The organism is Methanolobus sp. ZRKC3 (assembly GCF_045291275.1).
Taxonomy (GTDB): Archaea; Halobacteriota; Methanosarcinia; order Methanosarcinales; family Methanosarcinaceae; genus Methanolobus.
On record NZ_CP146982.1, the window covers coordinates 2,503,808 to 2,518,666 of the forward strand.

Sequence of the window (14,859 nt, forward strand, 5' to 3'; positions counted from 1 at the left end):
TGCCAATTCAAAAAAAGAATAATTAATGGGGATATATGTCCCCATTCAAGCATTTATTTTTGCAAGCACCTTTTCTCTTGCTTCTTTAGCATCGGCACGTCCGCGTGTTTTTTGCATAACCTTTCCTACGATGAAGTTTAGGGATTTTTCCTTTCCTGCAAGGTAGTCCGCAACAGCTTCAGGATTCTCGGCAACGGATTCTTCAACTGCAGTTGCAACTATGTCATCCTCCACCTTAAGCAGTCCCTTAGCCTGAACTATATCCTGCGGCTTTCCTCCTTCATCAAGAATTGCACGGATGATCTCTACACCGCTTTGCTCTGTGGTCTTGTTTCCGGTGACAAGTTCAATTACTTCCACAATATCATCTATTGAGAATGCATCGATTCCAAGATCACGATAGTTGAGTTCGCCTTTGAGTATATCTGCAACCCATACAGCTGCATCCTTCGGGTTGACCCTGGATGCTACTTCTTCATAGAAATCTGCGACCTTGATCTGTGATGTCAGTGCCTTTGCATGCATGTTCGACATCTCGTACTGCTCAAGGAAACGGCTACGCTTTGCATCAGGAAGTTCTGGAAGTGTTTGCGCAACATCAGGAACACGGCCTGCAACTCTCATTGGAACTAAGTCAGGTTCCGGGAAATAGCGGTAGTCATTTTCGGTTTCCTTTGTACGCATGGAAAGGGTAACTCCCCTTGCCTCGTCAAAGTGTCTGGTCTCCAGAGTGATCTCTCCGCCACGGCGGATCTGATTCTTCTGCCTCATTATTTCGTAGAGCAGGGCTCTTTCAGCTCCCTTGAATGATGAGATGTTCTTGACCTCAACACGTTCTCCCATAAAGACGGAAACATTGGCATCAACCCTCATGGCTCCTTCACGGTCACCGTCGAATACGTCAAGGTAATCAAGTATGCTCCTGAGCTTATCCAGATATCTCCTTGCTTCCTTCGGGCTTCTCATGTCAGGCTCACTTACTATCTCGATAAGTGTCATGCCTGAACGGTTGTAGTTGATGAGTGTGCCCTTGGACTTGTCAATACTTCCCATGTGCTGAAGTCTTCCGGGGTCCTCTTCCATGTGGGCACGTGTGATACCTATCTCACGCTCTCCATCCTCGCCCTCGATGACAACCTTTCCTTCTCCTGCTATCGGGAAGTCGTATTGGGTGGTCTGGAATCCCTTTGGAAGGTCAGGATAATAGTAATTCTTTCTGTGGAACTGGGTCTGCTCGACTATGTCACAGCCAAGTGCAAGTCCTATCTTCATTGCATACTCCACAGCTTTCTCATTGATCACTGGCAATGAACCGGGCAGTCCCATGCATACAGGGCATACGTGGGTGTTTGGTTCAGAGTCGTGGTAATCTGTGGAACAGCCACAGAAGAGTTTTGTGTTGAGTTTGTTAAGCTGGACGTGGACTTCAAGTCCTATCCTTACTCCGTCAGGGTTCTCGTAAACCATTATGCCACCTCCGGCGGTTTGTTATTGTGATGGTCGGTATTCTGCTCAAAGCTGTAGGCAGCCCTTATGATGGTATTCTCATCAAATTGATTACCTATTATCTGCAGACCAACTGGTAATCCATCTGCCATTCCGCATGGTACGGATATGGATGGTACACCTGCAAGGTTTATTGGCACTGTGTTCACATCTGCAAGGTACAGTGAAAGGGGATCATCGATCTTCTCGCCGATCTTGAATGCAGGTGCCGGCATGGTAGGTGCCATGAGCACGTCAACATTTGCAAGTGCTCTGTCGAAGTCCTGCTTTACAAGGGTCCTTACCTTCAGAGCCTTCAGGTAATACTTGTCGTGGTAACCTGCTGAAAGTGCATAGGTTCCGAGCAGTACCCTGCGCTTGACCTCGTCCCCAAAGCCTTCTGCCCTGGTCTTTGATGCCATGTCGTGCCAGTTATCTCCATCTACACGGTGACCGTACCTTGTACCGTCAAAACGTGCAAGGTTGGATGAAGCTTCGCTCATGGCAATGATATAGTAAGATGCAAGTGCGTATTTGGTGTGGGGCATTGAGACTTTCTCGTGTGTTGCTCCCATATCCTCGAATTTCTGGATGGCATCCCATACTGACTTCTCCACGCTCTCATCGATGCCCTCTCCGAAGTATTCTTCTGGAATACCTATCTTCATGCCCTCAACATCATCTTTCAAAGCATCCTGATAGTTATTCTCCTGCTTCATTGAAGTGCTGTCCCTGGAATCATGTCCTCCGATAACGTCCATAATGGCTGCAATATCGCTGACATTGGTGGCCAGAGGTCCTATCTGGTCAAGTGAGTTGGCATAGGATACGAGTCCGTATCTTGAAACTGCCCCATATGTTGGTTTCAGACCGACAACACCACAATATGCTGCAGGACACCTGACAGATCCGCCTGTATCTGAGCCCAGAGAAACCGGTGCTTCTCCTGCTGCAACAACAGCGGCACTTCCTCCTGATGAACCGCCCGGAACTCTTTCCTTGTCCCATGGATTGAGGGTTGCTCCGTAGGTGCTGGATTCTGTGGAAGTTCCCATGGCAAATTCATCCATGTTGGCTTTTCCAATCACGATGGCTCCAGCATCTTTTAACTTCTCGATGACGTGTGCGTTATATGGTGGCACATATCCCTGCAGTATCCTTGAACCACAGGTTGTTGAGAGTCCTTTAGTAGAAATGTTATCTTTAATTGCGATTGGAACGCCTGCAAGTACTCCATCATGACCTTCGGAGTCTATCTTGCGAGCTTCATTGATCGCTTCGTCTGAAACAGCTACAAAACCATTGATCTTGCTCTTGTCGATAATATCAAGGTATGAAGCTGTGACCTCTTCTGCAGAGCCAGATTCGATGCTCTGCTTTATCTGGGAAATATTTGTCCATTTTGCCATAAAGCCGCCTCACATTATCTTTGGAACCTTGAAACTGCCTTCCTGCTTGTGCTCGGTGTTTGAGAGCACGTCTTCCTGTGACATGGATGGCTTCACAATATCTTCCCTGAATACGTTCATAACGTCTGCAACATGATAGGTGGGGAGTACATCTTCGGTATCAACCTCATCGAGCTGCCCGAAATATTCCAGTACGGAGTTGAGCTTCTCTGCATACGCATCGGATTCACTCTCAGCGATCTCGATACGTGCGAGCCAGCCTACGTGTCCAACCTCTTCTTTAGTGATCATCGTAAGTTCCTCGAATTTGAAATAGAGTAATATATGTAGATATTTAAGTGTTAGAAAAGAAAACGATTATATTAAAAATGTTGGTTTAAAGAGACTGTTTTTGCATTTCTTCAAACCACTGGAATTCATCAATTTTGAATATTAAGCTTATATGTTCAATCTGTTGAGATCTGCATTTGTAAAATAAGGTAAAAATAGAAGTGGCCTTTCATTATTCTGAAAGTCCACCAAGATCATCAAATTCCATTTCCTCAAGTTCCGCTTTCAAGTTGTCAAGTTCTTCCTGGGATAAAGGAGCAAGCTCATCAGACTCGTTTGAAACCGTATCTTCTACCAGTCCTTCTTCTGGACTGGGGGCCAAATCTGATACATCATCGGATTCAATAATGTCATCAGATGCTGCTTGTTTCTTTCCAGCGCAACCACAGCTCAGGAGAAAGAGGATTATTAAACCTGTTATCAATATTTTTCTGTTCATCTTATTTTCCTCCTGCACGTATCATATTATAAGCCTGATTCAGGTGTCCATGTGAACTTATCAGATTGCCCTTTGCAATTCTCAGATAGTTGTTCCCGTTTGAGAACTTGATAAGCGGAGTTCCTGGCACCACCACCTGTTCATATTCAGCTTCTGCCCTGTCTATATTGTCACGAGCACTTTGCAGTTCGACCTTTGCCATATCGAGTTTTTCAATGATGGCTTCGTTATCATCCATGTCTTCAGCTGCTTCTCTCAGTATAGACTCGAAATGCTCAACTGTATCAGCTTTTTCATCAGCTACATGAACCCACACATTGCCTGAGTTTCTGGCAACATCGGTCAGCAGCTCAAGGTATTTCCCAACCATTTTCAGAGAGGTCAGACCAAGCTCCAGTCTTGTTTCAACAGCATCCACATCTCCTCTCAATTCATCTATCTTCTGGAGATTATTGTCTACATCATCGCTGATGGACTGTTTCAGGTCTTCTGGAATTTGAGGATTTTCTTCTGCTTCCAGACTCTTCCACAAAAGCCAGCTTTCCACTTCATCAAGAGCTGCATTTAATGCATCTTTTCCTGTATCGACCACTGCCTGATCATTTTCAGGTGTCTGATCTGCTGCCCATGCGACCTTTGCCTCACGGTGAATTTCCTGGACTTCAAGACTTTGCTGCTTAGCATCCAGCCAGTCCTGCTTTGCTTCACTGGCAGTGGAAGCTGCCGCAGCAAGCGGTTGCATTAAAAACAGGGCGAGCATCAATGAGATTATAAGCGTTGATCTTTTAATTTTCATATTTCTGCCTATGCGTGTTTATTTATCGATTAATATACTACTGAATTATACTAAATACTATATAGCCTTCCATAGAAAACAAAGAATTGCTTGTGAACAAAGATGAAAGAACTAACAAACACATGGGCTAATATTGAAGGAAAGAACATACCGGCAACCATCAAACTTGACCCCATAATCTATGAATACACTTTTTCCGGATGCAGGATCCTTGATATCGGCTGTAGTGCCGGAAATTGCAGTATCCCCCTGGCATTGCATGGCTTTTCAGTAACCGGAATTGACATCAACTCAGAAGCTCTGAGCATGGCAAAGTCCTCTTCAATATCGCAGAACTGTCCTCAAACCCCATTATTTGCTCAGAGTGACGCCACTCATCTCCCATTCGCTGACAACTCCTTTGACATCGCAGTCATGCAGGCCTTCCTCACCACGATAGTGTCAAAGGAGGACCGCAGCAAGATCATCAAAGAAGCGTGCAGGGTGCTAAAACCTCAAGGCCATCTCTATCTCGCGGATTTCGGCCAGACTTGGTATTCAAAGATCTATCGTGAACGCTACCTTAACGACCTGCCGCTAACAAAGGAGGAGGGTTCCATCATTGCTTACGATGAGGTGACTGGTGAGGTTGCTTATGTCGCTCATCACTTCACTGAGAAGGAACTGGTATTCTTATTAGTGGAGAATGGTTTTGAGGTGGAGTTTTTCAAGCGGGATTATTTTGTGACGAGGACGGGAAATCGGGTGAATGGGTTTGTGGTTGTGGGGAAGAAAATGTGAAAATCTCAATATTTTTATTTTGAGGATGCCATATTGTCAGCTTAAATGAGCTAATAACAAGTTTTTATATCCATTAAAACCAAGTATTTACTGTGGTGAAAGAATGGGATTCCTCTTTAAAAGTAAAGAACAGAAGTTCTGGTCATGGTTTTTGAAGAATGAAGAGCGTTTGCTGAATTTTGAACAGGACCAGGATGTTATATTCAGGGAAATGCATTCTCAATTACAACAGGTTGATCAGGATCTGGTCTTTGAGTTTGGCTCCACTCTTGATAATGGTGGAAGGGAATTTGTTCTAAGTGCCGGTGGAATAGAATCAACATTTCTGGTTGTTGAGGCACTTCACTCCGCTGCTCCGTAACTGGATAAGTGGTCTGTTGTTAAGTTCAGACCAAGGAAAAATCCGTTAAATGACCTGGTTTATATGGGGAAAAAAGTCAAAACAGAAGACGTTTATTACTTATTGCTCGATGACACTTCTCCTGATAAAATAGGAATTATACTGTTCTTAAAGGATTATAATGAAGCAGAATCAAATATCTGGTGGGAGATTGGATTCTTGTTCCTTGACCAGACTTTAGGTGAATATGATGTTGGAACTAAATTAGGTACAATAATAATTGATTCCACAGTGTCTGAGTATTTTGTCGATACAAGTCCACTGGTGGAATTGCCAGATGAGTTTGACAGCTATTTCCAGTGACGATTAAACATCAAACATTGTTCAGTGTTTTTTCACCGTGGTTAAAAATGTGGATAATTGGAATTATTTCCTCCCTTCCCTTTAAAAAAGTATAAACAAAAGTCCCATACTCAGCCGCAGTCCTGTGCAAATCCTCGATTCCTCTATCAAACGTTTCTGTATCTCAAATATTTCCTTTCAGGATTCCTAACAGAAACACAATAATAAGAGCTAAAAAAGTGGCTGCAATTGCCAGAACGAGCCTATCCTCATCCTGTCTGTTCATCTTAATGGGGCTGGAATTCACATAGAGTAAGATCAATGCCGGTAGAGTGAGTGGTATATACAGGAAAAGATACTTGATCTCCTCATAGCTTACCACGCCACTGTATGTAATTGCAATTAAAGCGATAGCCTTCCATCCCGCTGCAAGAAAACATCCTATGATAGTTTTCTTTTTACAGGAAGGAACCCATGAAACAAGTTTGTACCCCACATCGTATTATTTAATACAATTCAAATAAAAGTATGTTGGCAGTACAAATGACTGCCATAAAAATTCAGATATTTTCCCTGCGCTGGAGTGAATACATCTGGATCTTCTTCATCTTTGCAAGATTAAGAGCTCCCTTCATCTCTCTTTCCTCGAGCAGATGTGATTCTATATATCCATTGTCAACTGCTTCGTTGTACAGTTCGTATCCAAGACCTGTACGGGCAATAACCGTGGTCCAGTCCTTTGGAGTTCCGACTCCGCCAAATGATATGTCTGCATTCTCAGAAGCCATATCCGTGCAGAACTTGCATGAACTGCTCCTGTACATGTCCAGTTCATGGAGTGGATAGACCTTAAGCTCTTCAGGGGTCTGGAATTCGAACTGTCCCTTGCGGATCTTCATGGATTCGATATCTTCCAGTTTCAGATCCTTACTTTCTACAAACTCCTTGATTCCCTCGTACTGGAAAGTATCCATGCAGAAAAGTCCCATTTTTACTATATTTGCCCGCATGAAGAGATTCAAAAAGCCATATGGGCTCTTTTGCATCTTGGTAACCGCATCGATATTACAACTTGGCCCCACAAAAGCAATACTTCTCCAGCCCTGTTTGATTGCACTCATAAGTGCGCTTAATGTCATGCTGTGGCTGTACATACTACCTGTTGACTCTAGAAGGTCCGCATATGTCCTTGCGATCATGGGTACAGGTTTCCATGGCTCTTCTTCTGACCTCTTGGTAACTATGGCACAGTCGATAAGCCCCTCTTCCAGAGCATAGGCAAGCATCGAAGTAACGACTCCTCCGTCCTGTCCCTTTATTCCGGAAACTCCTGAGCGCGCTCTGTAGGCATTGCGCATTTTACCAACGAGTCCCTCTTCTGTGGTAATGGTTCGGGGGCACTGGTTATAACATACTCCGCATCCTGTACACTTGGCAACAAGTGTAGGTTGCTCATTTTTGATGGCTATGGATTCACATGTTGCAGAACAGGCACCACAAAGGGTGCAGATACCAGGTTTGATGATATCTTTCCTGAGCTTTCCAAAGGCGATCCTTTCCTTTTCAGGAATTGATCTTCTCATACGTATAACGCTTTTTTCGAGGTGCTCGAACTTGACCTTGCACCAGTCGGAACAGAAATGATATTTTTTGCCACCATAATCGGTTGAGTATGGTGTGTCATCCGGCACGATTTTCTTACATATTGGGTCGATTGGCATTATTTTCTCCCAGGATCGCGGATGTCCTTTTAAGTAATCTCTAATATATAGAACACTGGTATAAAAGAAAATTTGAGACAAATAATCATTAACGATGTTAACACATAAGAAAATCAGTTCTATTGATGTCGTTTTAATTAATGCACAAATTTTCAGAGAATTTCCCTGCTCATTTTCTTCTAATTATTCTTCGTTTCGCATAAGCGATACGGCATTTGCTCAAATTTAGGTCAGTCTAAAAAGGCTTATATATTTTGGAACGTAATGCGCCAGCCATGGCTAAAGAATCACATGACCTTGAGCTTCTCAAAAGCAAGGGTTTCCTTGCTCAGAGGCAGGATGATCATTTTTCCATGCGCCTACATACCGCAGCTGGGAATGTCAGTGCAGATCATTTGAGGGCAATGGCAGATGCCGCGGAAAAGTTTGGTGATGGTTATGTTCACGTAACTTCCAGGCAGGGCTTTGAGATACCCTTTGTCCACCTTGGTGATACGGAACAGGCAAGTGAATACATGACAGATGTTGGTATCGGTCCGGGTGCTTCCGGGAAAAAGGTAAGGGCTGTTGTGGCGTGCCAGGGTAACAGGGTATGCAAGCGGGGACTCATCGATTGCCAGGATGTCTGTGAGAAGATAGATGCCATGTATTTTGCTGACCCTGTTCCATACAAGTTCAAAATAGCAGTTACAGGCTGTCCGGCATCCTGTCTGAAAGTGCAGGAAAATGATTTCGGTATCATGGGTACCATGGAACCACAGTTTTTAGAGGATAACTGCGCCATGTGTGGTCTGTGTGAAGAGGCTTGCAAGGTCGATGCCATCACAATCACAGAAGGAAACCTGTATCTGAACAGGGACAAATGCATACTCTGTGGCGATTGCATCTCAGCCTGCCGCAAGGATGCCATGCAGGTAGCCGATGAAGGCTTTACTATCTTCATAGGTGGCAAGGTGGGAAAAAGACCACGCATCGGTAACAGGGTGCTTAAAACAGTTGATGAAGCTGTAGTTTTTGACGCTCTTGAAAAGACCCTCAACTATTACAGGGAAAATGCCCATGAAGGTGAAAGACTGGGAGATGTTATCGACCGCTGCGGTCTTGAGCACTACGGGGAAACAATAAAGTATTCCCTGCTGAAATAATTCATTTAACAAAACGTGCATCTTTGCGCGCTGGAGTCTTCTGATGAAACCTGAAATCAAAGCAAAGCTTCTTTCTATTGGTTCTGTAGACATGGACCCCGCACTTCTTGACTGGGTGACCATAGCAACAGCCGGTCCCGGAGCAGGAAACCTCGGATTTTTTTTCGAATCAGAGGGACAACGTGCACGTCTTGCCATAAAACAAGCCTCTCCCCTCAAAGCTGAAATGGAGGATGGGGAACTGGTCATAAGGGAAGATGGCAGGGAAATTGCTCGTGGTAGCATAGAGGAAGAATTGATCCACTGTCCGGATCAGGCTTTTATCACCATGTCTGAGAAATGCATATTTGACTGTAAGTTCTGTCCGGTTCCAAAACTCGAAGGCAAAGTAAAGTCAATAGATGAGATGCTCGAAACTGTGGACAAAGCCTATGACTCAGGTAAACTGAATGCTATATCCATCACCTCAGGGGTTGAGATATCTGCCGAGAATGAGGTTGACAGGGCGGAAGAACTTATCCGCAGGCTCAGGGAAAAATACTCTATGCCAATAGGAGTTTCCGTGTATCCTACAAAGGACTCCACCAGAAGGCTAAAAGATGCCGGTGCAGATGAACTCAAGTATAACATCGAGACCATGGACAGGGATGTCTATAGGGAAGTATGTTCTGACCAGGATATTGATGATGTCCTCAAAGCCCTGAAAGAAGGTGTCGAGATATTCGGCAAGAACAAGGTCTGCTCGAATTTCATAATAGGTCTTGGGGAATCCGATGAATCTGCAAAGAGGGGAATTGACGAGTTGGTATCCATGGGTGTTGTTCCCATACTCAGGTCCGCTAACAGACATCCCTTAAGGGAAGGGGAGGTTTTCATAGAGCGCCCGTCTGCAGAAAGGCTGTTAATGCTTAATCGCTACCTGAGGGCCAAACTGGATGAGCAGGGGTTGCGAGCCGATAAGTTCCAGACCATGTGCCTGCCATGTGCAGGATGTGACATCAATCCCCATTTCGACCTGGAATGATATATTTCATTCCATCTTTAACTTTTTTTCAATAACTGCCGGCCATACCGAAGCTGCTACGATCATACTCAGCACAAAGACAAAAGCCATTCCTGCAATGATGTCCACCTGGCTGTAAACCTCGCTTCCCCTTGAGCTGTTGATTGCAATGGAAAGGGCTGCAAAGAGACTGACCAGTGATATGGAGGACGCCAGACTTGCCATTATTGTATATTTAACCATCTTACTGCTGCTATCTTCACTCATGCTTCCCCCTCCATTTAGTTTATCCTGCTCCTCTTCATAAGCAGGGAGTTTGTGGTAACCGATATCGAGCTCATTGCCATGAAGGCAGCTGCGAGTTCGGGGCTAATGACTATTTTACTGATGAATGGATAAAGTATCCCGGCAGCCAGTGGTATTCCAATACTGTTGTATCCGAATGCCCAGAAGAGGTTCTGCTTGATCTTCCTCATTGTCAGTCTGCTCAGCTTGATGGATGCAAGCACGTCACGAAGGTCGTTCTTGATAAGGACTATCTGTGCAGATTCCATTGCAACATCCGTTCCGGCTCCCATGGCGATACCTATATCAGCCTGGGTTAGTGCCGGCGCATCGTTGATACCGTCTCCCACCATTGCAACTATCCTGCCTTCCTTCTGCAACATCTGGATCTGCGAAGCCTTGTCTTCAGGAAGGACCTCTGAGAGGACTTTTTTGATGCCTATGCTGCTTGCAATTGCATTGGCTGTCCTGTGGTTGTCTCCTGTTATCATCACAACCTCAATACCCATGCCGAGTATCTTCTCCACAGCTTCTTTCGAGTTATCTTTAAGGGTATCCGCAACAGCAACAACCCCTATCATCTCACTATCCTTTGCAACTATCATTGCAGTCTTGCCCTGTGTTTCAAGCTTTTCCATGGAGTCGAGCACAGTTGCAATATCAATTTTATTATCTTCCATTAGCTTCCGGGTTCCCAGCAATATCTTGCTGTCACCCACTTTAGCTTCGATCCCATGCCCTGCTATGGACTGGAAACTATCTGTTTTGGTAATCTCAATACTACGTGTTTCCGCAGCTCTGACTATGGCTTCACCAAGGGGATGCTCTGAGCCTTTTTCGGCACTTGCGGCTATGGAAAGCACTTCTTCTTCGCTGTGCTTTGCAGTGGCAAATATGTCCGTAAGTGCAGGTTCACCCTTTGTCAGTGTTCCGGTCTTGTCGAAGACAATGGTATCTATTTTCAATGTCCTCTCAAGAGCTTCACCGCCCTTGATGAGGATGCCGTTCTCAGCACCCTTGCCTGTACCCACCATTATGGCAGCAGGAGTTGCAAGTCCCACGGCACATGGGCATGATATCACAAGCACGGTGATGGAAATAAGCAGTGAGAACAAAAACGGGCTAACTATTCCTGAATGAAATGCCGCATTGAATCTTTCGTAACCAATGAAATACCAGAAGAAGAAAGAGACCAGTGCCAGTACATGTACAATAAGTATGAAATGGCCTGCGACAACATCGGCTATTCTCTGTATAGGTGCTTTTGAGTTCTGCGCATTCTCCACAAGCTCGATGATCCTTGCAAGAGCTGTATCAGCACCCACATTGGTAGCCCTGAACCTCAAGGCTCCGCTTTTGTTGAGTGTAGAGCCAATGACAACATCTTTCAGGTTCTTTTCCACAGGTATGCTCTCGCCGGTTATCATGGATTCATCAACGGCGGAATTGCCCTCTGTTACAATACCATCAACAGCGATCTTCTCTCCGGGTTTGACTGAGACAATATCCCCCACCTTTACATCTTCAACAGGTATATCCTTCTCTTTTCCTCCAACTATCACAGTTGCGGTTTTAGCCTGTAGTCCTATGAGTTTCTTTATGGATTCGGAAGTTTTTCCCTTTGCCCGGGCTTCAAGATATCTTCCAAGAACAATGAATGTAATGAGCATCACAGCGGTATCATAATATGTATCTGTGTATCCCTGTCCGAGGTCGAGATAGCTTGATGCTATACTGATGAGATATGCTGCTCCTGTTCCCGTAGCTATCAGCAGATTCATATCGGTGACTCCGTGCCTGAGTCCAAGGTATGTTCCAACGAAGAACTGTCTTCCGGGGAAGACCATTACAATAGTTGTCAGCAGGAAAAGAACATTTCTGTCTGAAAAGAGATCAGGTACGAATCCAAGCAGATTCGGAAACATGCTACTCATGTTCCCAAGCATAATCGGAATGAGGACTGCTATGGATATTAGCAGGTTGTTCCTTTGTTTTTTAATCTCCAGTTCTCTTTCTTTCCTTCCCCTGTCCTCGGAAGTTTTCCTGTCTGCAGGCAGGGATGCAGTATAACCTATGCCGTCAATGGCGGCTTTCATGTCGGCTATGGTAACAAGAGCTGCATTATACTCGATGTAAGTCTTGCCTGTGGAAATGTTCGCATTTGCGGAGTACACGCCCTTAAGTTTTTTGAGCACCTTCTCCACATTTTGTGAGCATGCGGCACACTTCATGCCTCCTACGTTAAGAGTGATGCTTTCTTTAACGACATTGTAACCAATGGATTCAATAGTCTTTTCAAGTTCATCCTTTTTTACCAGTGCCGGGTCATAGCTGACAGTGGCTTTTTCAGTCGGGAGGCTGACAGAAGCAGATTTCACACCTTCATCTTTTAGAAGCACTTTCTCGATATTCTGTGCGCAGGCTGCGCAATGCATACCGGATACTTTGAATGATATGTTCTCAAGAGAGCCTGGCTCTATATCTTCTTCCTTGTCATCAACAACTATCGTGCATGTCTGTGTGTCATCGTCTGCAGTTTCACAAACTTCTTCCCCAACTTCATAACCAGTATCTGTTACGGCCTGTTTAATTTCTTCAAGGCTTGTAGTTTCAGGGTCAAACTCAATAGTTGCATTTTCTTCTTCAAGGCTGACTTCAACAGAAGATACACCATCTATTGCTGAAATGGCATCTGTCACCCTTTTGTGACAATGCATGCATGTCATGCCGAAGACCTTTATTGTCGTTTTCATGGTGTGGAAAAAAGAGAAAAGGTTGTTCTATCTGCTATTTCGCTTAGTCTACAACATTGTAGCCAGCATCTGTGACAGCATCTTTTATGGCCTTGATGTCAGCGACCTCAGGGTCATAATCAACCACTGCATTCTTATCTTCCAGGCTCACCTTCGCCTGCTGTACTCCTGGTACGGAAGATATTGCTTTCTCAACAGTAGCCCGACAGTGTCCACATGCCATACCTTCTATCTTGATGGTTTCTTCTTTCATTTTAAAACTCCCTAATTTCTATTACTCATCATGATATTAATAGACTTATATAGGATTAACGCCGTTAACACAGGTTTAAAATTAAGTCATTCTTACCATCTGTTCGATCTCACGCTTCCACCTAGGGGCATCATCCACTTCCATTGAATGCTTCTTCATCCCATTTGCAGATTCAAGTACGTTGATACTTTTCTTTTTGAACAACGAGCCATCAATTTCCACACCAACAATATTTTTGATGGATATGTCGTTGCTGTTTCCACTAGTAATGTCAATCCGGGATATTCGCTTGTTTGTGAGGATGGTGATAAGTGAACTCTTCCTTGAAGAAAAAACAAGGTATTCTCCACGTACATATTCTGGTCTGAGGCTTTCCAGAACTTCCATTATTCTACTCATCTTTTTTGAGGAAAGTGAATATACTGTGATAGTTTTCTTTCCAGATATGAGGAAGAAAGTTTTTTGTTCAGGGTGCAATCCGATCACATCCTTTATTTCAATGCGGTGTTCAACCTGCTCTTTTCTGGAGAATATCCCTGCAGTTTCCCGCTTCAAAAAGATGTTCTTATTTGTGATGCTCATGGTGAACCTTTCATTTCCCATGCTCACATTCTCAGTCAGCAGTTTCTCTTCACCTTTTCTCAGGATTGTATCGGCTTCATTCCTGTCCTTCTTTGTTTCTGCAGGTCTGTTTACATGAAAGGTACTTTCTCCTTCTGGCATGTAATGGTTCAGCATTTCCACAAGCAGGCTTCCTTCTATGAGTTTCACGTTATGCTTTGCTGCTTCCTCATACCCGTCCTTTGTAAAAGATGATGTTGTGACAATAATGACTCCATCGACCCTGTCCCGATATTTCAGGCTGCTGTATTCCCTGACCTCTTTGACCCCCACGGGTCCTGAGTAACGCTTTGCCTGAACTATCCATGAATGGGAAAGTCCGAACTTTTCCAGTCTTATTATCAGGTCGATGCCGCCATCTCTGGAATATTGCGTTTCTTCAACAATGTATTCCATTTTCCTGAATAGGTGGGCGAGAAGATTCTCGAAATCCTGTGGTTCGAGCTCCATCAGTATTTCAGGTGACCATTTGTTCATTTATTTTCCCACAGAGTAAGAAATACCGCATCCCGGATGGAAATATGTAAAAGACCTGCCTTTTCTTCTTTGCATATCATTCTGACCAAGCATGAAGCGGATTCTTTTGTTATTTATATATTATTAATTCCATTACTAATCTGTATGGTTATGCATGTTTATCCCAAGACCATACAAACATTTAAGTGCGTTTAATAGCTATGGTAGTAACCAACAGTAAAGAATTAGTAATGTTTTACTATAATACTATCAAATTCTAATATCCGAGCATTTAGGTGGGTATATGGACGAAATAGAGCAAATAAGGCAAAAGCGGACGGAATCGCTCAAAAAGAAACTTGAAACGCATAATTATCCTGCCAGCCCCGTAACAGTTACAAACGCTACATTTGACAGTTTGGTTTCGCAGTATCCTCTGTTTCTGATAGATTGCTGGGCAGAGTGGTGTGGTCCATGCAGGATGCTTTCTCCTGTTATTGACGAACTTGCCACCGAGCTTCAGGGAAAGGTGGTTTTCGGTAAACTCAATGTGGACCATAACCGGATGATCTCATCCAGATTTGCTATTTCGAGCATACCTGCAATGCTCATATTCAAGGACGGTAAATTAGTAGACCAGATAACAGGTGCAGTTCCCAGGCAGAACATAATGGGTAAACTCCAGCCGTTAATGTGAGGAA

Annotated in this window: 17 protein-coding genes; 6 read left to right on the forward strand and 11 right to left on the reverse strand. The window is 44.1% G+C overall.

The window, feature by feature from the left end:
* Positions 1–45: 45 nt before the first annotated feature.
* The 5 genes from gatB to V7O66_RS12790 form a co-directional block, all read right to left on the reverse strand.
* Positions 46–1,467, reverse strand: coding sequence for an Asp-tRNA(Asn)/Glu-tRNA(Gln) amidotransferase subunit GatB (gatB, locus tag V7O66_RS12770; protein ID WP_406660691.1), 1,422 nt, complete (start codon positions 1,465–1,467; stop codon positions 46–48).
* Entirely contained in the window at positions 1,467–2,894 is a 1,428-nt protein-coding gene (gatA, locus tag V7O66_RS12775; protein WP_406660692.1) for an Asp-tRNA(Asn)/Glu-tRNA(Gln) amidotransferase subunit GatA, read from the reverse strand. Before gatA ends, gatB begins: the two co-directional genes overlap by 1 nt.
* A gap of 9 nt (positions 2,895–2,903) precedes the next feature.
* A complete protein-coding gene (gatC, locus tag V7O66_RS12780; RefSeq protein WP_406660693.1) occupies positions 2,904–3,185 on the reverse strand; it encodes an Asp-tRNA(Asn)/Glu-tRNA(Gln) amidotransferase subunit GatC in 282 nt (93 codons plus the stop codon).
* Positions 3,186–3,396: 211 nt separating this feature from the next.
* A complete protein-coding gene (locus V7O66_RS12785; protein WP_406660694.1) occupies positions 3,397–3,663 on the reverse strand; it encodes a hypothetical protein in 267 nt (88 codons plus the stop codon).
* Between the two features lies 1 nt (position 3,664).
* Positions 3,665–4,459, reverse strand: a complete 795-nt coding sequence (locus V7O66_RS12790) for a hypothetical protein (protein WP_406660695.1) — start codon at positions 4,457–4,459, stop codon at positions 3,665–3,667.
* Positions 4,460–4,561: 102 nt separating this feature from the next.
* On the opposite strand from V7O66_RS12790, the gene V7O66_RS12795 reads away from it, so the two are divergent.
* The 3 genes from V7O66_RS12795 to V7O66_RS12805 all read left to right on the forward strand — a co-directional run bounded on the left by V7O66_RS12795 (position 4,562) and on the right by V7O66_RS12805 (position 5,942).
* Positions 4,562–5,239, forward strand: a complete 678-nt coding sequence (locus tag V7O66_RS12795) for a methyltransferase domain-containing protein (RefSeq protein ID WP_406660696.1) — start codon at positions 4,562–4,564, stop codon at positions 5,237–5,239.
* A gap of 103 nt (positions 5,240–5,342) precedes the next feature.
* Positions 5,343–5,600, forward strand: coding sequence for a hypothetical protein (locus V7O66_RS12800; RefSeq protein ID WP_406660698.1), 258 nt, complete (start codon positions 5,343–5,345; stop codon positions 5,598–5,600).
* 63 nt (positions 5,601–5,663) lie between these two features.
* Positions 5,664–5,942 carry a hypothetical protein gene (locus V7O66_RS12805; RefSeq protein WP_406660699.1) on the forward strand — a complete coding sequence of 93 codons (279 nt, stop codon included), beginning with the start codon at positions 5,664–5,666 and terminating at the stop codon, positions 5,940–5,942.
* Between the two features lie 163 nt (positions 5,943–6,105).
* Here the strand turns inward: V7O66_RS12805 and V7O66_RS12810 are convergent, their stop codons facing one another.
* Both V7O66_RS12810 and V7O66_RS12815 read right to left on the reverse strand, forming a co-directional pair.
* Complete coding sequence (locus tag V7O66_RS12810; RefSeq protein WP_406660700.1) at positions 6,106–6,417, reverse strand: hypothetical protein; 312 nt, start codon at positions 6,415–6,417, stop codon at positions 6,106–6,108.
* Positions 6,418–6,481: 64 nt separating this feature from the next.
* Positions 6,482–7,642, reverse strand: coding sequence for a Coenzyme F420 hydrogenase/dehydrogenase, beta subunit C-terminal domain (locus V7O66_RS12815; protein WP_406660701.1), 1,161 nt, complete (start codon positions 7,640–7,642; stop codon positions 6,482–6,484).
* A gap of 275 nt (positions 7,643–7,917) precedes the next feature.
* Between V7O66_RS12815 and V7O66_RS12820 the strand changes: the two genes are divergently transcribed.
* Positions 7,918–8,787 carry a 4Fe-4S binding protein gene (locus V7O66_RS12820; protein WP_406660702.1) on the forward strand — a complete coding sequence of 290 codons (870 nt, stop codon included), beginning with the start codon at positions 7,918–7,920 and terminating at the stop codon, positions 8,785–8,787.
* A 43-nt stretch (positions 8,788–8,830) separates the two neighbouring features.
* The gene (locus V7O66_RS12825) at positions 8,831–9,811 is read left to right on the forward strand and encodes a radical SAM protein (RefSeq protein ID WP_406660703.1); all 981 of its coding nucleotides are present in this window, start codon (positions 8,831–8,833) and stop codon (positions 9,809–9,811) included.
* Between the two features lie 6 nt (positions 9,812–9,817).
* On the opposite strand, the gene V7O66_RS12830 is transcribed toward V7O66_RS12825, so the two are convergent.
* From V7O66_RS12830 to V7O66_RS12845, 4 genes are all read right to left on the reverse strand, one after another.
* Positions 9,818–10,057 carry a hypothetical protein gene (locus V7O66_RS12830; RefSeq protein WP_406660705.1) on the reverse strand — a complete coding sequence of 80 codons (240 nt, stop codon included), beginning with the start codon at positions 10,055–10,057 and terminating at the stop codon, positions 9,818–9,820.
* A 14-nt stretch (positions 10,058–10,071) separates the two neighbouring features.
* The gene (locus V7O66_RS12835; protein ID WP_406660706.1) at positions 10,072–12,828 is read right to left on the reverse strand and encodes a heavy metal translocating P-type ATPase; all 2,757 of its coding nucleotides are present in this window, start codon (positions 12,826–12,828) and stop codon (positions 10,072–10,074) included.
* 43 nt (positions 12,829–12,871) lie between these two features.
* On the reverse strand, positions 12,872–13,081 hold the full coding sequence (locus tag V7O66_RS12840; protein WP_406660707.1) for a heavy-metal-associated domain-containing protein: 210 nt from the start codon (positions 13,079–13,081) through the stop codon (positions 12,872–12,874).
* An 81-nt stretch (positions 13,082–13,162) separates the two neighbouring features.
* Positions 13,163–14,179, reverse strand: coding sequence for a restriction endonuclease (locus V7O66_RS12845; RefSeq protein WP_406660708.1), 1,017 nt, complete (start codon positions 14,177–14,179; stop codon positions 13,163–13,165).
* Between the two features lie 283 nt (positions 14,180–14,462).
* Between V7O66_RS12845 and trxA the strand changes: the two genes are divergently transcribed.
* Complete coding sequence (gene trxA / locus V7O66_RS12850; protein ID WP_406660709.1) at positions 14,463–14,855, forward strand: thioredoxin; 393 nt, start codon at positions 14,463–14,465, stop codon at positions 14,853–14,855.
* The last annotated feature ends 4 nt before the right edge of the window (positions 14,856–14,859 follow it).